The 19,800-nt window shown below is 26.5% G+C and carries 22 protein-coding genes; 3 read left to right on the forward strand and 19 right to left on the reverse strand.

Going from position 1 to position 19,800, the window contains the following annotated elements:
- The first annotated feature begins 58 nt into the window (after positions 1 to 58).
- A complete protein-coding gene (locus AACK86_RS07535; RefSeq protein ID WP_422398306.1) occupies positions 59 to 451 on the forward strand; it encodes a transposase family protein in 393 nt (130 codons plus the stop codon).
- 153 nt (positions 452 to 604) lie between these two features.
- Here AACK86_RS07535 and AACK86_RS03410 read toward each other — a convergent pair whose 3' ends face one another.
- From AACK86_RS03410 to AACK86_RS03455, 10 genes are all read right to left on the reverse strand, one after another.
- Entirely contained in the window at positions 605 to 805 is a 201-nt protein-coding gene (locus AACK86_RS03410; protein ID WP_338981255.1) for a hypothetical protein, read from the reverse strand.
- Between the two features lie 45 nt (positions 806 to 850).
- Positions 851 to 2,221: a hypothetical protein gene (locus tag AACK86_RS03415; RefSeq protein ID WP_338981257.1), complete on the reverse strand. Its 1,371-nt coding sequence runs from the start codon at positions 2,219 to 2,221 to the stop codon at positions 851 to 853.
- A 49-nt stretch (positions 2,222 to 2,270) separates the two neighbouring features.
- Entirely contained in the window at positions 2,271 to 3,197 is a 927-nt protein-coding gene (locus AACK86_RS03420; protein ID WP_338981259.1) for an RluA family pseudouridine synthase, read from the reverse strand.
- Between the two features lies 1 nt (position 3,198).
- Entirely contained in the window at positions 3,199 to 3,744 is a 546-nt protein-coding gene (gene lspA / locus AACK86_RS03425) for a signal peptidase II (protein ID WP_338981261.1), read from the reverse strand.
- Positions 3,744 to 6,485 (reverse strand): isoleucine--tRNA ligase, encoded by a 2,742-nt coding sequence (ileS, locus tag AACK86_RS03430; protein ID WP_338981263.1) that lies wholly within the window; start codon positions 6,483 to 6,485, stop codon positions 3,744 to 3,746. Before ileS ends, lspA begins: the two co-directional genes overlap by 1 nt.
- A gap of 266 nt (positions 6,486 to 6,751) precedes the next feature.
- Entirely contained in the window at positions 6,752 to 7,354 is a 603-nt protein-coding gene (locus AACK86_RS03435; protein WP_338981265.1) for a deoxynucleoside kinase, read from the reverse strand.
- A gap of 185 nt (positions 7,355 to 7,539) precedes the next feature.
- Positions 7,540 to 7,734 (reverse strand): hypothetical protein, encoded by a 195-nt coding sequence (locus AACK86_RS03440; RefSeq protein WP_338981267.1) that lies wholly within the window; start codon positions 7,732 to 7,734, stop codon positions 7,540 to 7,542.
- A gap of 179 nt (positions 7,735 to 7,913) precedes the next feature.
- Positions 7,914 to 8,654, reverse strand: coding sequence for an ankyrin repeat domain-containing protein (locus AACK86_RS03445; RefSeq protein WP_338981269.1), 741 nt, complete (start codon positions 8,652 to 8,654; stop codon positions 7,914 to 7,916).
- A 53-nt stretch (positions 8,655 to 8,707) separates the two neighbouring features.
- Positions 8,708 to 9,001, reverse strand: coding sequence for a hypothetical protein (locus tag AACK86_RS03450; protein ID WP_338981271.1), 294 nt, complete (start codon positions 8,999 to 9,001; stop codon positions 8,708 to 8,710).
- 143 nt (positions 9,002 to 9,144) lie between these two features.
- Complete coding sequence (locus tag AACK86_RS03455) at positions 9,145 to 9,510, reverse strand: hypothetical protein (protein ID WP_338981272.1); 366 nt, start codon at positions 9,508 to 9,510, stop codon at positions 9,145 to 9,147.
- An 83-nt stretch (positions 9,511 to 9,593) separates the two neighbouring features.
- Between AACK86_RS03455 and AACK86_RS07540 the strand changes: the two genes are divergently transcribed.
- Entirely contained in the window at positions 9,594 to 10,046 is a 453-nt protein-coding gene (locus tag AACK86_RS07540; protein WP_422398212.1) for a transposase family protein, read from the forward strand.
- The gene (locus tag AACK86_RS07545; RefSeq protein WP_422398357.1) at positions 10,031 to 10,423 is read left to right on the forward strand and encodes a transposase family protein; all 393 of its coding nucleotides are present in this window, start codon (positions 10,031 to 10,033) and stop codon (positions 10,421 to 10,423) included. Before AACK86_RS07540 ends, AACK86_RS07545 begins: the two co-directional genes overlap by 16 nt.
- Before the next feature lie 297 nt (positions 10,424 to 10,720).
- Here AACK86_RS07545 and AACK86_RS03465 read toward each other — a convergent pair whose 3' ends face one another.
- The 9 genes from AACK86_RS03465 to pheT form a co-directional block, all read right to left on the reverse strand.
- Positions 10,721 to 11,098, reverse strand: coding sequence for a cell division protein SepF (locus AACK86_RS03465; protein ID WP_338981277.1), 378 nt, complete (start codon positions 11,096 to 11,098; stop codon positions 10,721 to 10,723).
- 2 nt (positions 11,099 to 11,100) lie between these two features.
- The gene (gene ftsZ, locus AACK86_RS03470) at positions 11,101 to 12,285 is read right to left on the reverse strand and encodes a cell division protein FtsZ (RefSeq protein ID WP_338981279.1); all 1,185 of its coding nucleotides are present in this window, start codon (positions 12,283 to 12,285) and stop codon (positions 11,101 to 11,103) included.
- A gap of 42 nt (positions 12,286 to 12,327) precedes the next feature.
- Positions 12,328 to 13,560: a hypothetical protein gene (locus AACK86_RS03475; protein ID WP_338981280.1), complete on the reverse strand. Its 1,233-nt coding sequence runs from the start codon at positions 13,558 to 13,560 to the stop codon at positions 12,328 to 12,330.
- A gap of 14 nt (positions 13,561 to 13,574) precedes the next feature.
- Positions 13,575 to 14,504 (reverse strand): 16S rRNA (cytosine(1402)-N(4))-methyltransferase RsmH, encoded by a 930-nt coding sequence (gene rsmH, locus AACK86_RS03480; protein WP_338981282.1) that lies wholly within the window; start codon positions 14,502 to 14,504, stop codon positions 13,575 to 13,577.
- On the reverse strand, positions 14,504 to 14,944 hold the full coding sequence (gene mraZ / locus AACK86_RS03485; RefSeq protein ID WP_338981284.1) for a division/cell wall cluster transcriptional repressor MraZ: 441 nt from the start codon (positions 14,942 to 14,944) through the stop codon (positions 14,504 to 14,506). Before mraZ ends, rsmH begins: the two co-directional genes overlap by 1 nt.
- 156 nt (positions 14,945 to 15,100) lie before the next feature.
- Positions 15,101 to 15,280, reverse strand: a complete 180-nt coding sequence (gene rpmF / locus AACK86_RS03490) for a 50S ribosomal protein L32 (RefSeq protein WP_338981286.1) — start codon at positions 15,278 to 15,280, stop codon at positions 15,101 to 15,103.
- The gene (locus AACK86_RS03495) at positions 15,280 to 15,792 is read right to left on the reverse strand and encodes a hypothetical protein (RefSeq protein WP_338981288.1); all 513 of its coding nucleotides are present in this window, start codon (positions 15,790 to 15,792) and stop codon (positions 15,280 to 15,282) included. Before AACK86_RS03495 ends, rpmF begins: the two co-directional genes overlap by 1 nt.
- Positions 15,761 to 17,350 carry an MATE family efflux transporter gene (locus AACK86_RS03500; RefSeq protein ID WP_338981290.1) on the reverse strand — a complete coding sequence of 530 codons (1,590 nt, stop codon included), beginning with the start codon at positions 17,348 to 17,350 and terminating at the stop codon, positions 15,761 to 15,763. Before AACK86_RS03500 ends, AACK86_RS03495 begins: the two co-directional genes overlap by 32 nt.
- A gap of 30 nt (positions 17,351 to 17,380) precedes the next feature.
- Positions 17,381 to 19,792, reverse strand: coding sequence for a phenylalanine--tRNA ligase subunit beta (gene pheT / locus AACK86_RS03505; RefSeq protein ID WP_338981292.1), 2,412 nt, complete (start codon positions 19,790 to 19,792; stop codon positions 17,381 to 17,383).
- Positions 19,793 to 19,800: the final 8 nt, after the last annotated feature.

Raw genomic sequence — 19,800 nt, forward strand, 5'->3', positions numbered from 1 at the left:
TCCAACGCCCAAAAAAAGACAAAAACAATCTTATTCTGGTAAAAAGAAAAAATACACCATTAAAACACAAGTAATTATCGAACAAGAAACCAGAAAAATTATTGCAACAAGTTTTTCACTTGGGAAAAAACATGATTATGCTTTATTTAAAGAATCAAAAATCCCAATTTTAAAAAATACCAAATTAATAGTTGATAGTGGTTATCAAGGAATACAAAAAATTCACAATAATGTTCTAATACCTACAAAGAAAACAAAGAAAAACCATTTAAATAAAGCACAAAAACAACATAATAGACTAGTTTCAAAAATGAGAATTATTATTGAAAATATTTTTGCTATTCTTAAAAAATTTAAAATTATGACAGAAAAATATCGTAATCGTAGAAAAAGATTTGGTTTAAGATTTAATTTAATTGCCTCAATTTATAATTTGCAATTATTAATTTAACATAAAAGATTTATTTAAAATTAAAGAATTTAAATAATAAATTCATTTTTTGTTGTGGCAAAATATTAATTTTTTAGATAAAAGACATAATTAATTAAAATTATATTTTTCTATTACTGTCTTTTTACAAATATTTGTAATTTTTTTAATAGGTTATGCAAGAAGTCTAATATATGGATATTTTGTTTCTAAAAATTTTCCTGTCCGATCTCACGGATAGTTGTCATCATCTAAAAGTCGTGGTAAACCATTATAACCAGTAGCAATTATTTGCTGGCGGTCGTTAACAATAAAAACACCAACCTGCGTATTAGGGTCTTTACTTCTTAAAGCAGAAACTTTAGCACCACTCATAAAATATTGATCTCATATTAAATAAGATAAGCGTTTTTACATCATCTATCTAAATATACCAACAATATCTAATTTTTCCTGTGAAATTAAACCTAGCTTAACATAATCTTCAAGAATTGTATGAGTTCAACCATCTTCATCAGTAAAAAAACGATTATTAGTTAAATATAAAATTAACACCACTAACACTAATACTAAAACAGCAACAACAGCAATACCGCGCTTTCATTCTCATGCTTGTTTAGTATAACCTAAAAAATAACTAATAAAAAAACTAACGAAAAAAGTCAAAACTAATGGCATTGCTAAACGGTCACCACTTGAAATAAATGTTAAAAACATAAAAACTGTTGGTAAGATTAGTCTTCTGCGAACAACAAAAGCTGAAAAATCCTTTTTAGTAAAACTAAAAATATAAAGTGGTGGAATTACCATTCACGCTCAATATAAAGGTCCTGTTAAAATATTTGGTATCTTTTGCGACTTAAAATGGTACATCGCACTAGCAACAACTGAATGAGTAAAGCCAACAATTACTGTTGTACAAAGAATAATTAACCCTAACTTTCATGGTTTATAAAATGACTCAACTAAACGAGCACAATAAAAAATAACTAAACACGATAAAAATAAATTAAACATATTGTCACCCGCTAATGGATAAACTATTCATCGCCAAAACTGACCAGCTTGAAAAATTAAATGTTTATAAGAACCACCTAACATTAATTGTGACTCAAATCCTCCATCAATTAAACTATTATCATTTTTTCCTTGCAAAATCTCACGAATTTGTGGCACAAAAAATGGCACTAAAATTGGTAATAGCAAAGGAATAAATGTAAACACATAAACTAAAAATATATTTTGCTTAGTTGTTAAATTATGAAAATCCTTCATTCGTTTTTGTAATAACGAACCTTCTTTTAAATCATCACTAGTAATTGACTTCGGATCAAAAACCTCGTCATCATTACTAGGTTTTTCTTGAAAAGTAATGGTTTCAATTTGATCAATTTGTGAATAAATTGGTTTCAATTGCGCAACTAAAGTTTCTGGATTAACAAAAACAATCCCATCGTTATTACTAAAAAGCAATGGTTCATGAATAACTTTAGTTAATACAATTGTTAATACTTGTAATTTACTATGACTATTAGTAGCAATTTCTTTACGAAAACTATCAATATCTAACTGATTTTGTTTTAAATCTTTTGCCGATCACATCTCTGAATGATTAAAATAATCCAAAATCTTAATAACTTGATAACTCTTATTAAATAAATTAATTAAATATAAATTATGTTCTTTATTTCGCTTTCAGCTTCATTTCCGCTGATGAATTTGATATTTTTCAATTTGTTTAAAATACTCAACTAATTGCATTTTTAAAATATCAAATGTATTTCTTTCCATTGTCATACTCCCTTATTAGATAAAGCTTATCACTAAGTGATTAAAAACCTTATTGTAAACTATCTAACCTTGTTTTAAAAGATTCTGGTAATTCACAATTCAACTGCATTTTCTTACCACTAATAGGATGAATAAATGCAATCTCATGAGCATGTAAATATTGTTCATAAGGTTCATCTAAATCTTGTTTAATTCCATATAAATGATCTCTTAAAATAGGATGTTTAATAGAACTTAAGTGAACACGAATTTGATGTGTTCTTCCTGTTAATAACTCACATTCAAGAAAAGTAATATTACTTTCTAAAAATCTTTTAATAACATTAAATTTAGTTTGAGCTGGTTTACTATTTTTAAAAACAATCGCCATTCGTTTACGATTTTTAGGATCACGACCAATGGGACCATCAATAAAGCCATTCTCTTTATTAATAATACCACGAACAAGAGCAAAATACTTTCTAGTTAAAGATTTATTTTGTAACTGACTAGTTAACTTTTGATGAACAGAATTACATTTAGCAATAATAAGTAACCCTGTTGTATTTTTATCTAAACGATGGACAATACCTGGTCTTGCAATATCATTATCAGATAATTTAATATCTTTAGCTAATAAAATATTAACTAGTGTATTATCTCAATTACCAACTCCGGGATGAACAACAAGATTTTTTGGTTTATTTATTACTAATAAATACTCATCTTCATAAACAATATCTAAATCTTTTTTATCAAGATTTTCGCCTTGTCAAGATTTCTCTTCTTGAAAATTAACTGTAATCACATCGTTTTGCTTAACATTATAGTTATTAGTAATAATTTGATTATTAACAATAACTTTTTCATTAGTAATTAATTTTTGAATTTGGGTACGAGAAAGTCCTCTAACCGCAGAAAATTTTAATTGCAAATACTTATCAATTCTTTTAATACTTGGTGCATCTTCAACAATAATAACTAATTTCTTTTCCATCTTATTGTTCTCAATAACTAGTTATTGGTGTTAAAATAATTGCAAAAATAATTACCACTGTTCCGCCAACCACAAACATATCAGCAATATTAAAAATTGAATATGGCGGAAATAATTGTCAAGAAAAATAATCAACAACGCCTCATTCAACAGTTTGATTTGAAAACCGATCACCAAAATTGCTTAATGCACCAGCAACAATTAATGCTAAACCAATATTCATCATTGTTGTTTGGGCAAATAAAAATGCTACTAAAATTAATAAAATAATAATACTTTGCACAACAACCATTAATTGAGGATTTTCAGCACCAATTCCAAATGCCGCTCCTGTGTTATATACTAACTCTATTTGAATAAATCCTGGTAAAAAATTAACCATTTCATTTTCATTTAAATTATTAATAACAACATTTTTAATTACAAAATCAATTAAAATAAGAATAAAAATACCTATTAACAATAATAATTTTTTCTTTAAATTTCAATTATAATTACTGAAATATTCCTTAACTGAATTTTTTCACTGTTTGAAATGACGATTCATTATTTATTTTCCTCTAATTTACTAATAACCTTTTGACAACGAGAACAAAGTTCATTCATCGTAACACTCACAATCATTCAACAACGAACACACTTATCACCAAGTTTTAATTTTACCGCAATTTTAGCCATTGGATACTGAACACCCTCACTTAAATTGTTAGTAACAATTAACTCACTAATAATAAACATTTGTCCTAAACTATTTATTGTTGCTAACTCTTGATAATTATCATTTAATTCCATAATAACTTGAGCTTGTAAAGACTTACCAATAACTTTTTCATTTCTTGCTAGTTCTAATGCCTTATTAACATCTTCGCGTAATTGTAAAAGTTTATAGCCAATATTTTTAATTTCCTTAATATTTTCAAATGTTGGTAAGACAACCATATCCATTAAATGAATTGAAGATAATTTATTTGTTAACGGTAAATGCTCATAAACTTCTTCACAAGTGTGAACTAAAATTGGTGCCAAATTAAACAATAGCGTTTGTAAAATATAATAAATTGTTGTTTGTACTTGTTTTCGACGCATACTATTTGCTTCTTCAATATACAAAATATCTTTAGTAAAATCAAGATAAAATGCTGAAAGGCTATTAACAATAAAATTATTTGTTAATACATATACTTCATTAAAATCATAATTATTATATGCTACTTGGGTTGCTTGATGATATTCTTGAGTTTTAACTAATAAATACTGATCAACTATTTCATACTCTTTAACAATATGTTCTAATTTAAAATCAAATAAATTTCCTAACATAAAACGCATTGTATTACGAATCTTACGATAGGTTTCACTAACTTGTTTTAAAATATCATTACCAATTTTCATTTCATCAGTGTAATCAACTGATGAAACCCATAATCGTAAAATATCACTACCATAAGTATTACATACTTCCAAAGGGTCAACAACATTACCTAATGATTTTGACATTTTTTTCCCTTTTTCATCATTAATAAAGCCGTGAATAATTACTTGTTCATAAGGAGCTCGTTTTAATGAACTAATAACACCCGTAGTTAATGAAGAATTAAATCATCCCCGAAACTGATCACTGCCTTCTAAATAAAGATCCACAGGATATTTTCAATGCTTTTGTTGCCACAAGTTTCAATGCGAAATTCCACTATCAAATCAAACATCCATAATATCAGTTTCTTTACGAAACTTACCATTAGGGGCTTGATGATGCACATAATTTTTTGGCAATAACTTATCTAATGATCAACTTCATCAAATTGCTGTTCCATATTGCGCAATTAAATCACGAAAATGTTTAATTAATGCCACATCATAAATCGGTTCATTATCTTCACCATATAAAATAGTAATCGGTACTCCCCATAATCTTTGACGCGAAATACATCAATCATCACGATGCATAATCATCTGACGCATTCTTTCTTGCCCTCAAACTGGTAAATATTTAACTTGATTAATTTGTTCCAATAATTGTGATTTAATCGCACTAATAGCAACAAACCATTGTTCAGTTGCACGATAAATAATTGGCTTTTTAGTTCTTCAATCATGAGGATAAGAATGCTTAATAAAAGATAAAGCTAATAATTTATTGTCAGCTTTTAATCTGGTAGTAATAATTTTATTAGTATCTTCATAAAATTTACCATATAATTGTTCATCATTAATTATATCAGTAAAATAACCAGCAGCATCAACACTAACAATTGGGGCGGTATTATTTTGCTGACCAATAATAAAATCATCAACACCAAAACCACAAGCAGTATTAACTAATGCTGTCCCCTCATTTAAAGTAATATGATGTCCCAAAACTACTTTATTAATAATATTGCTATATAACGGATGAAAATAAGTAATACCAACTAAATTAGCACCAATTAATTGTTTAACAACTTTAACATCTAATAACTGACATTGTTCACTAACTTTTGCTAATAATTCCTTAGCAACGATCAATTTACCTTGGTTGGAGTTAATAACAACATATTCAATATCTTTACCAACAGCAATAAATTGATTACTAGTTAATGTTCACGGTGTTGTCGTTCATACTACTAATCGCACATCATTATCTAAAACACCATTACCAGCTTTCAAATCACAAGCAACAAAAATACTTGGTGATGTCTTTTCCATATATTCTACTTCTGCTTCAGCTAACGCTGTTTGACTACTTGGTGACCAATATACAGGTTTTAATCCCCGATAAATAAGCTTTTGTTCAATCATCATTATTAAAAAATCAATTTGATAACCTTCATATGTGGGAACACAAGTAATATATTCATCATTAGGAATATTTAATAACCCTAAGCGAGCAAATTGTTGCTTTTGAATTGCTATTTGCTCTTGAGCATATTCATAACACTTATTACGAAATAAAACTGGATCTGATTTTTTTCACTCAATATTTAACTTAGTAACTGCGGTTTCAATTGGCAATCCATGTGTATCTCAACCAAATAATAATGGTGCATAATAACCATTAAAACTACGATTTCGCACAATAATATCTTTTAAAATTTTATTCAAAGCATGACCAACATGAATACTACCATTAGCATAAGGTGGTCCATCATGTAAAATAAATTTTTTACCAAATTCATTTTTCAATAAAATTTGTGACCATAATTGTTCTTTTTGCCACTTTTGCTGATAATGCAATTCTTTATCTTTTAAATTAGCTCGCATTTCAAACATAGTTTGTGGCATTAACAAAGTACTTTTTCAATCACGCATCTATAATTCTCCTTTATTTTTTATTAAGAAATTCTCTTACTAACTTTAATAAACATCCAAAATCTAGTTTATTGACGACAAAATGTCTAACAACTGAAACTATAATATCACATTTATTAGCGACATTAAAATACTTCCTAAATGAATTTATCCTGGACAACTAAGCAATCATTAGATAATCATTTCACAATAAATTATAACACTAACCTAAAATAACAAAAAGTAGAAGGTAAATATTTATTACCTTCTACTTAGTGATTTATTTTTTATTTTAATTTACTAATAATAATATTAGTTATTTCATCAATTGACTTATCATCACTTTCAATAACTAAAAAATTAAACTTAGTTTTATATTTTTCATATCATTGTTCATACTTCTCATTTAATAAAACTCAATAATTTTCATCAACTAATAATTCACTACTTCGGCCACGAACTTTTATGCGCTGAATCGCCGTTGATGAAGACACGCGCAAAAAAACAATTAAGTCGGGAGTAATTAAATTATCTAAATAAACACTTTCTAAAACCACATTGTGATAAAAGTCACAATAAACTTGATAATCAATATCATTAATAAGTTGTAAGTCTTTTAATACTTCAACAAAAATAACATCTTCCATCACACTACGATCAAAAATTACATTTGCTTTACCCTTAGTTAACTTTAATTGTTGACTTCGTGCCATTAACATATATACTTGCATTTTAAAAGCTGTTTGTTGCGGATTACGATAATATTCATCCAAATATGGATTTTCCTTTACTGGCTCATTCATTAATAAATAATCGGCATATCTTTTTGATAATTTTTCACTAATAGTTGACTTGCCAGCTCCCACGACTCCTGATAATATAATTCGCATTTATTTAAACTCCTTATTTATGTTAATCTTGACTTTTATTTTTAAATTTATCCCTAGCATCCGCCACTTCTTCAGTTGTTATTATTGATTCTCATTGGCGAACCAGTAATATTTGTTGACAACTGCTTTTTGATGTTAAGAGTACCAAGTTCATTGTGAAAATTATTTTATTTAAAATTAATTTGTTAGATTTTTCTACTTGTTTTTTTAGTAGAAAAAATTTTAACTAAATTACTACTTATTTTTAATAAAACTTTACTCATAATTCTTGTGATTAATGAAAAATAATTAAAGATAATATCTATTTCTGCAAGTTCTACTGTGCTACCAGCGATAGCAATAATTGTTATGTTGCTTAACAACTTTAAAATTTTTGCCATTTTTTATCCTCCCAAATAAATATATTTATTTAAATATTATTATTTATTCTACATTCTTTATCATTTTTTAGCAATATTTATTTAAAAAGATTATTAAGAAAATTAACCCACTTGAATAAACTTAATTACAAACATTTTATCGTTCCAACACTTGTGGTATTTTAATTCAAACTGTTTCGTTATTTTGAATCTTGTTCTATAATATCATTTAAAAATTCATCTCATTTTTGTTGTTCCAATGGACTACTCTCATAATGAAAAATATTATTAAAATCAATTAATTCACTATCTTGCGAATTAACCGCTTTAAATTTTGAAAAATTGCCATGTTTACCACCACATTTTAACAACAAATCATACTTTTCACCAGTTGCAAGATCTAACGGCGTTTTGCCTTCAAAATTCTCAACATTAGTATTAGCATCACGAAATAATAACATTTTAACAACAGTAATATTGTTAGCATAATGCAGTAAAGTATTACCAAAATTATCTTGAGCATTAACATTAGGTAAACTTTCTAGTAATAATTTAATAGAATTACCATTAGCATTAACATTAGCATTAGCATTAGCATTAACACCATTGCCAATTAATAATTTAATAATATCCGCACTCTTAATTTTAGGAATTGATTTTATTATTAAATTATTGTCAACATTAGAATTAGCACCATTTTCTCTTAATAACCTAATAATATCAGAATTCCTAGTTTTCTGAATTGGTCTAATGCCCTTATTATTGACAGCATTAACATCCGCACCATATGCAATTAAAATTTTAATATTAGCAAAATTTTTAGCTCGATGTAAAGGGGTCTCACCCAAACTATTTTTAATATTAACATCCGCACCTAATTCTAAAACTATTTTTAAAGATTCAATTGCAGATTTATTATTTTTAAACCTTCACCCTAACAATTTTTCATTAATAATCTTAGGGACATCATCAAATAAAGAAATTTTATCTAATTTTAAAATTTTATAAATGCGATTTGTAGTAGCAATAATTTTAAAATTTGCTGATTTTTTTTATATTCTACTAATGAAATAATAAAACTATTAAACTCTTGCTGGCATTCCAAACCTTTTTCTTTAGAAAATCTAGTAATAAACTTTTGCAATTTATTTTTAGTTTCATTTGCGATAAGCAAACTATAAAGTTCATCAAATTGCATTTTATTATTTATTTTTATTATTTGTAATATCATTTCAGGAACTTTTACGATTCTATTCCCAACAAAAATTATAAAAATATCTTCATTCATTTTTTAATATCCTCTCTCTAATTTAAATTTATAAACAAAATAAAAAAATAACAAAATCTTATATAAACTTGTTATTTTTGCTTTTAAGTTACAATATCCACATAACTTAATATTAATCAATTATGCAATAAAAATTGTTAAAATTATGAATTATTTTTAACTAATTGTAAAGATGCTTCTAAATCTTGAAAAACTTGATGCGTTCTATTAGAATTTACTAAAAATGTTTGTTGATGCTTTTCTAAAAAGTTATCAATTAATTTTAACACCATCACTGGATCAGTTTGCTTACTTTCTAAATCTAATCATAATTGCTCTAATTCAATTTTAAAGTTATAAGCAATATTAATACCTTTAGCAATAATAATATTAGCATTTTGATTAGCATTATTAATAATTTCAGTTTGTTTATCACGGAAATTTCTTTGCAAATCATTAATATATTTTTCTAAAGTATAAATTCGTTTTTTTAAAATATTATTTTCTTGTTTTAATTTATCAATCACCATTTGTTTCTCATTCAATAGACTTCTTGCGATACCTTTTTTATTAAAATATTCTTATAAAATATAATTTATGAGGATATCAAAATATGAACAATAATAAATTTAATACTCTTAATAATAAAGAATGGTTAAGATTAACAGGAATAAAAAAATCCACTTTTAATAAAATGTTAGATATTTTACAAGTAGCTGAAATAGAAAAATTTAAAAAAGGTGGTAAAACTAATAAATTATCACTAGAAAATAGATTATTGATGACTTTATCATATTGACGAGAATATCAGACTTATTTTCATCTTGGTAAAAATTTCGGAATTAGTGAAGCTAATTGTTATCGGAATATCAAGTGAATTGAAGATATTTTAATTAAAAACTCTGATTTTCAACAACTTGCTGGTAAAAAAGCACTAATAAATGATTATTTTAATGATAAAACTATTATTATTGATGCTACCGAAACTCCAATCCAACGCCCAAAAAAAGACAAAAACAATCTTATTCTGGTAAAAAGAAAAAACACACCATTAAAACACAAGTAATTATCGAACAAGAAACCAGAAAAATTATTGCAACAAGTTTTTCACTTGGGAAAAAACATGATTATGCTTTATTTAAAAAATCAAAAATCCCAATTTTAAAAAATACCAAATTAATAGTTGATAGTGGTTATCAAGGAATACAAAAAATTCACAATAATGTTCTAATACCTACAAAGAAAACAAAGAAAAACCATTTAAATAAAGCACAAAAACAACATAATAGACTAGTTTCAAAAATGAGAATTATTATTGAAAATATTTTTGCTATTCTTAAAAAATTTAAAATTATGACAGAAAAATATCGTAATCGTAGAAAAAGATTTGGTTTAAGATTTAATTTAATTGCCTCAATTTATAATTTGCAATTATTAATTTAACATAAAAGATTTATTTAAAATTAATAGAATTTAAATAATAAATTCATTTTTTGTTGTGGCAAAATATTAATTTTTTAGATAAAAGACATAATTAATTAAAATTATATTTTTCTATTACTGTCTTTTTACAAATATTTGTAATTTTTTTAATAGGTTATGCAAGAAGTATAATATATAATCTCTGGAATAATTCATAATCATCACCTATTAAAATCATAACATAAAAAAATAGACACCAATTATGTCTATTAAATATTTATTTTACATAAAAATCTCTGATCGCTAAAATAATAACTATTAAAAATTTTCATTACTAATAAAAACATAAGCACAAGCATCAATTTTTTGAGCTTTACCTTGCAAAGTATAAATAACGCCACCTAAAAACTCTAAAGTGCGTTTGCGATCAATTGGTGATAAATTTGCAACATTAACAATTAAATTTTCACCAGCAACTAAACGGTCTGCTAAAGCAACAACTTGAGCATAAGCTTCTAATTCATATTCTAATAATGGTTTTGTTAAATTCTCATCAACTGCTAATGACTGCACAGTAGGACTTAAATCATTATCTTGAAGTCTCATTGTTGAATGCAACTGTGACAATACTGGGTTAGATGCCATATCATCATTAGGAACTAATATTGCTGATTTTTTTTGTCTTCTTTTAAACATCATTATCGCCCTCTTAAAAATGGTGGTAAATCATCATCATTATTTAATTCCTCTTGTAAACCATCACCAGATGGTTTAAAATTACCAACTCGTTGCGGTTTATAAATAACATTTCGTTCTTGCAACTGATCATTTTCATAACCAAAATTAGACAAATTTTCTGCTCCTACGGGGCGAAATCTTTTTAATCGTGCTTCTTCAATAACCTGAGGATTAGCATTCTCAATTTGTCTTTCATCAAAACCAGTAGCAATAACCGTAACAATCATTTCATCATCCAGATGTTCGTTCACAGCAACACCAAAAATAATATTTACTTCACTACCAGCAGCTTGACGAACAATATCAACAGCATCATTAGCATCAAATAATGACATAGTATTACCACCTGTAACATTCACAATCGCATTTTGAGCCCCTTTAATTGATGCTTCCAATAATGGTGAAGAAATCGCTTTATTAGCAGCCTCAATAGCTTTATTTTCACCAGTGCCAATACCAATACCAAATAAAGCACTACCCTTACTTTCAATAACTGTTTTAACATCAGCAAAATCTAAATTAATTAACGCGGGAACAGCAATTAAATCAGTAATTGTTTGCACTCCTTGTCGTAAAATATTATCAGTTTCATTAAATGATTCTGTTAAGGGCACACCACCAATTACTTGCAATAACTTATCATTAGAAATAATTATTAATGAATCAACATGCTTTCTTAATTCTTCAATACCTTGAACAGCATAAGAACTTCTTAAACGACCTTCAAAAGTAAATGGTCTTGTAACAATCGCAATTGTTAAAGCACCCAAATCTTTAGCAATTCGGGCAATAATTGGTGCAGCTCCCGTACCAGTTCCACCACCCATCCCAGCGGCAATAAAAACCATATCAGAATTTTCTAACATCTTTTTAATTTCCGGTTCAGTTTCAATTGCTGCTTGCTTACCAATTTCTGGATTAGCACCTGCTCCTAAACCTTTAGTTAATTGTTTGCCTAAAATAATCTTTTCACGAGCTTTAGAAACGATTAATACTTGAGCATCAGTATTTGCAACAATGAAATCAACACCTTGAACTCCTGCCTCGATCATACGATTAACAGCATTGTTTCCTGCTCCACCAACACCAATTACTTTAATATGAGCTACTTGATCATATTGTTCTAGTTGAGTATCATTATTCATTTCTCTTCATCTCCTCTTTATAAATTAAACCGGCAAATATTACTAATACTTATGAACATAATCTAACTTATGATTCTTAGGTATGTGCGGATATTGTGGTTCTCTACTTATTCTATCAATTGAAAATACTTTTTCAATAGTATTTTTGTTTAATAAGTGTTGATAATAAGCATTACCAATAAGTCCTGACCAAATTTCATCATTAGCACCAATAATATTAGAATTATAAAACCGTAATGATGCTAAATTACTATTTTTATTAATATAATTAACAAAACCAGCAATCTTCATTACTTCACCCAAAAACACAATTGGCAAATTTCTTGCTTTCAAAATATGTGCCAAATGCTCTGTGATTTTAATTAAAACTGCCTCAACACGAGTAATAATAATTTTTTTTAATGTTTGATGACTATACTCCAAATATTTCTTTTTCTCATAATCATATTTAGAATAAATAATCTTATTATCCAAAAAATTATTATCAATATTAATAATTTTATGTAAATAGTCTTCAGCAACATCTCACGGACATTGCAAAGCATATTGTAAATCAGCAATAAGATTTTTAAACCCATAATCAATAATATTTAAATCATACAGTGTTTCTTTAGCAAAAATACTTACTTGCGTATTATCATAATTTCAATCAATAATAATTGCTCCCTCTTGTAATTCTTTGCGAGAAACTGTTGCTCAAGCATGACAAAAAGGCATTAAAACTAAAGATAACAACTCTAATTTACTATAATTTATTGCTTCTAAATGTGAATTATAAACTTCTTTTTTAATTGTATAAACTAACGAATTAACCGCAACACTTGTTGCTAACTCATCAATCGGCGGGTATGGTAGCTTTTTCTGCCCATTAACAATAAATTTATATGGTCGTGTCAAACAAATAACTTCATCATTAGCAAGAGAAATATTTTTACTCATTGCAATCAAATTACTAATATCTTCATTAGTAATCCGATGTTGCTTACGATTAATTTCAATTATTGCTTGTCCTTGACGAATAGTTAAACCATTACTTACTAAATTCAAAGCCACGCGTTTAATTTGAATTGCTAATTGCAAATTAGCCTTTTTAACCATCATATTAATAAGTTTACCGACAATTTTAGGTTCTAATACAACACCATTCTCACAAAAATTACCATTTTGCATATGATTAAACAAAACATTAAACTGTGATTTATGATAACTAAAAACCATAAATTTAATGCGTTTAGTATCTATTTCAATAACTGCATAAAGCTCTTGATTAATCACTAACAATACCTTCCTTAAAATTTTCTGATTGCCCTTAATTTAGCACTACGAGCACGAGAATTTTCTTGAATTTCTTGCTCACAAGGAGAAACAGCTTTTTTAGTTAATAATTCAAAACTAGGGTCCCATTTGATTGATATTGGTAATTTAGATAATAATGGATCAAATTTAGGAACTACCTGTTCTTTAAATAATGTTTTAACAATCCGATCTTCCAAAGAATGAAAACTAATAACCACAAGCACCCCTTTTGATTTTAATAGTTGCAAAGATTGCTTTAATGAAACTCGCAAACTATCTAATTCATCATTAACGGCAATTCTTAATGCTTGAAATGTCTTTCTGGCTGGATGTTTAGCCTTTTTTAAAATTTTCATTGATAAGGCACTCTTAACAATATCAACAAGTTGTAATGTTGTTATAATTTTACTATTTTCACGATATTTTACAATAGCACGAGCTATTGTTCTTGCAAACTTTTCTTCACCATAAATTCATAAAATATTAACAATATCTTCAAAACTTCAATTATTAACAATAACTTCTGCTGATAGCGCTTGTTTTTGATCCATTCGCATATCTAAGGGACCATCTTGATGATAACTAAATCCTCGCTCTGCTTCATCTAATTGTGGTGATGATACTCCTAAATCATAAATAATACCATCAACTTGTAAAATATTTCTTAATTGTAATTCTTTCTTTAAATGACGAAAATTAGTGGCAATAATTTCATAATTATGAAATTTATTTAATATTACTTTTGCATCAACAATTGCTTGTTTATCTTGTTCTAAACAATATAATTTTCCAGTTGTTAACTTTTCTAAAATTTTCTCACTATGTCCTGCCCTTCCTAAAGTACAATCCACATAAATACCATCAGATTTAATATTTAATAAGTCTAGGGTTTCTGACAATAAAACTGGTTTATGTTTTAGCATTAATTTTTCTCCTCAATATTCATTATTAAATTTTGAGCAGATTGTTCTAAATTATTTTCAGCATTTACTAAATAATTTTCTCAGGCCTTAATGTCTCAAATTTCTATTTTATTGGCAAGTCCAATAATCATAACTTCCTTCTTAATATTAGCTAATATTAATAAATTTGATGGAAGATTAATTCTTCCAACTTTATCAATATTAAGTTCTAAAGAATTAGCAAAAATTTGTCGTTGTAAGATACGACTATCCTTTAAACCTTCTGAACTTAATAAAATTTGCTCTTGTCATTTAATAAACACATCATACGCTCTTAATACTAAACACCCATCAAATCCTTTAGAAATGACTACTTGTTCACCTAGTTTACTACGAAAGCGTGTCGGAATTATAATTCTGCCTTTATCATCAAGACTATGTTTAAATTGTCCTAACAGCATATTATAACCCACTTTCTCCCACTAGTAAACACATTATATTCATAATTAACAAGTTTTTCAATAAAATTTAACACAATTTATTAAAAATTTTAAAAAAAGCACTGCTATTATAAGCAATGCTCTTTTTTTATCATCATTTGAAATTAAATACAAATTTTACTCAACAATTTTAACTGCTTCTTTGCCTTTGTAATAACCACATTCTTTACAAACACGATGCGGCTTAATATTTGCACCACAATTAGTACAATTAACTAATGTTGGATGTGCTAACTTAAAATGTGTTCTTCTTTTTGCTTTTCTTGTTTTTGATGTACGTCGAAACGGAACTGCCATTATTTATCCTCCTTAATACTTTCTAATTTCAATTTTTTTAAGGGCATTCAACGACTATCTTGTTCTAAAGAATTAGAAACTTCTTTTTCAGTAATAAATTGTCATTTTTTACCTTTCTTAGATATTTTAACATCTTTTACTGTTAAATTGATAGGGGTTATTGCAAATATTTCATCTCACAAATACTTATCTAAACAAAATATTTTTTCATTAATATAGTTTAAATTACAATTAAAGTAATCAAAACCATACTCATCCTTTCAATTTCATTCATTAGTTCAAGTAAAAGGTTGTAAACTTAAAGCACATAATAATGTTATCGTTACTGTCACTTGCACATCAATAATTAATGAATTAACTTGTGAATTATAAATTATTATCCCTTTAAGATGCGCATAATTAACTTCTTTAATATGACTATTACTAGCTCTTATCACTTCGGGATTAATTGTAATAACATTATCCAAATTAATAACTGGATTATTTTTTAAATAACTTTGTGAATATTCCACTATTCTTCCTCACTTTTTTTGCACTATCTAATTTTAAATAAGAACGATATTTTTTTCAAGTCATAATTAATATTGGGATTAATATCAAAGCTGAAATTGGTGCTACCAAACCTAAAAATAAAAAATAATAATGAGCATTTTTAGTTACCAAAGCAACGAAATAACCAATAACAATACAAGGTATAAAAACAATTATTGAACGAAGCGCCGAAAAAAATAATGACATCTTAGGGCGACTAATTGATTGATAAAAAATAATCCCAATATATGGCACAACAACTGTTGGATAAACTAAATAACTTAACAAGAAATATCAACGATAAGTCGTATCAACATTAGAAATAAATAGACTTAACATTTCATTACCAAAAATACCAATAATTAATTCGGTAATTATTAATATTAAAAATTGCACTAAAATTATCCTTTTAAGAATATCCCAAATCCTTTGATAATCTTTAGCACCATAAGAATAAGATAATAATGCCCTTCCGCCTTGACTAACACCAATCAAAGGAGAATCAGTTAACGCAATTCATGGCGCAATCCCAGCAAATAACTGCACAACTCATGGAACAGTAAAACCCGGCCGAGGTAATTCACTACTTAACATTGAAACAAAAAAATTAGATAGTGCTGATGTCACAGCAACTGAAATATTAATAAATAATGGTGTCATTCCGATAGCAATAATATTATATAAAATCGTTTTTTCAATTTTCAAATCTTCTCAATAAATTTTTAGCTTTGATTTCGGATCTAAATAGATAACTAATAATGCAAAAATAATATTTCAAAATCACGAAATAACTGTCGCAATCGCTGCCCCTTCTAATCCTAATTTACCATAAACCATTAATACAATATCTAAAACAACATTAACAATTACTGAAGTAAAAATAATAATTGTTGCTCAAAAAACTTGACCTTCAGATCTTAATAAGTTAATTAAAAAATTACTTAATAATACAAAAAATAAAAAGAAAATAAACCACTTCGTATAACCAACTGCCAACTGCAAAGTAATTTTATATACTTCGGGATTTGTCATTTGCGAATTTTTTGATTGCAAAGCAATTAGCGGTTCATTAGTAAATACTAAAATTGGTGTTAAAACAATAGCAACAATAATCATTAAAGAAATTCCATTACCAATAGTTCGCGATATTAATGGATTATTTCTTTCTCCATAAGCAATACCAAACCTTGTTGATGTCCCAATAGCAATAAATAAACTAAAAGCTGTCAATAAACCAATTGTTGAAGAAGAATATTGGGTTGCAACATTAATAATATTTCGAGCTAACATTTGTAAATTATTTTCTTTAATTAAAGGATTATTTTCTAAAAATGTACTAATAACATAACTATCAGCAAATTGTAATGCTAAAAACTTATCAATCAAATTATATGTTGACATAATAATCATAATTATAACCGTTGGCAAACACATAAAAAATATTGCTTTTCAAGGATTATAATTACGAATTACTATTTCTCTTTTTGTCAATTGTAATTCATCATCATTTTTAAAATTATCATTAATTATTGTTTTCATTTTTATACCTTTCTAGTTAATAAATAGCGATTAACGCACCATAACTTTTAAATCTTTCATTGCTTTTAAAAATAAATCATATTGCTCTTTTAAATCTTCATCAGTAAGTTGTTTTCTTACATCATTAAAAAATAACCGTAAAGTTCAAGATTTTTTATCTTGACCAAGTTTATCAACATTTTCATACTCATTAATAAGTTGCAAATCAACTAATTTGTTACTAATATTTAATAATGGATTAATAATCCTATCATAGTTTGTATCTTTCTTAACTAAAATCGACAAATCAAATCAAGAAAACATATTTCTAATAATTGTTTGATATTTAATATCGTATTTAAAAAGTTCATTAATTAATGTCATATTTAATGAAATAATAAAATTATCATCTTTAAAATCTAATTCTTGTTGAATTTTTGGATGCACTTTACCAATTGTCGCAATTTGCTGATTTTTTATTACAACATTAGCTTGTAAATGCGGATGCAAATCATCATATGTTGAAGGAACATACTGAACATCTTGATCATTAAAGTTTAATTTCCGCAATATTCCTTGCAATAATCCCTTAGTATTAATGAAATCAACAGTAATTGCTTGCGGTAAATAAGGAATATCCATTCATTTACCTTGCAATAAAATTGATAATTGTTGATGATGAAATTTTAAATCATCATAAATATCTTCATAACTATAAATTTTAATATTATTAATTTTTCGGAAATTATTATATTGTGCTATCCTTAATAAGGAATTTACTAAACTAGTTCTTAAATATTGATGATTTAACGACATTGGTTGTAATACCTTAACAGGTTTTGTAACATTAAAAAAATTAAAACGATTTAAATTAATACTTGACTCTAAATTATAAGTTTTTGTTTCAAAAATATTTTGATTTAATAAATAACTAATAATTGTTTCTAAAATATATTTACTTCAATTTTTTTCTTTATTTAATGGCATAAATAATGGCATTATATTAGGAATATTGTTATAACCATATCTGCGAGCAATTTCCTCACTAATATCAGCCTCATTCATAATATCAAGACGATACTTAGGGACAGTAATTACTAAATCATCATTAACACCAGATTCCGAAATTAAAAACCCTAACGGTTTTAAAAATTCAATAATATCTTTTTTTGTTAAATCACTAATACCTAAAATACTTTTCTGGATTTTTAATGATGTTTTTATCGTTACATTTTCTATCGCTAACACTTCATTATTAATTATTGGTGATACTTGTTTAATAGTTACAATTGATGTTAATAACTCTAAAAACCTTTGGATAGCAATTTCTAAATTATGCCCATTTGATGGTTTTGACCATCGTAATAAATTATTAGCATTAAGTAATGATAAATATCTTTTCTGTTGCTCATACATCTGCTTCTCATTTAAATGTAATGCTAAAACCACAAATTGTTTAGTTGCATTAATAATTTCATATTTCTTATTAGTCATAACACCTAACACTTCAATAATATCATCACTAGCAATAACAAAATCTTGTAAAGATATCTCTTGGTCATTAATTTTCGTTTCTGCCATCGCTTTTTGAATTGATATTTCACTATTAATTTTTAAAAAATCATACCCTACTAATGGTTGTCCGGTTTCTCAAGAAACATAATTTAGTAAATCTTGAATTAAATTATTTGGACGAATATTAGCATAACAAAGTCTTGAAAATAATCACTTTGGCGTAACGGCACTACTATCAATTAACACGGTAACATTTTTCATCGCTTTAACAAGATTGTTATCAATTTTAATATCTAATGATAACTTATCATTAACTAAATTTCCTAAATGAGAAAAATCATCAGTTATTAATGATTTTAAAGGCAATTTAAAGAATGCTGCTAGCTCACGAGCTAATTCATAAGCACTTAAACAATCACTACGATTATAGGTCAAATTAATAACAAAAGCAGTATCATTTTCAAAAATATAACTTAAAGGATTAGGATTACCTAATGGATAATTAACATCCTCAGGAAATAAATAAACCCCAACAGCATCTTGATTAGCTAAAACTTCCTTAGGGATTCCTAATTCTTGTAACGAACAAATCATTCCTAAGGAAGGCTTATTAGCAATCATTCTTTCTTCAATAATCATACCATTAGCTAAATGAGCACCAATTTTAGCAAAAATAACAAAACGATTTTCTTCAACATTATTAGCACCACAAACAACAGGAATCGGTAACTCTTCATTAATATCAAGCATACAATACGATAACTTATCAAAATTAGCAATTTTAACTTTTGATAATACTTTCCCAATAAAAATATTAGTATTTAAAGTATCAAAACTAAAAACTCTTTCAACTTCAAAACCACTATCATTTAATGCTTGTTCAATGTCTTCATTACTAATATTTTTTAAATCAACATATTCATTTAAAAATTTACGAGTAAAAATCATATATATCC

It is taken from the genome of Spiroplasma endosymbiont of Eupeodes luniger (genome assembly GCF_964019525.1).
Lineage (GTDB): Bacteria > Bacillota_I > Bacilli_A > Mycoplasmatales > Nriv7 > Nriv7.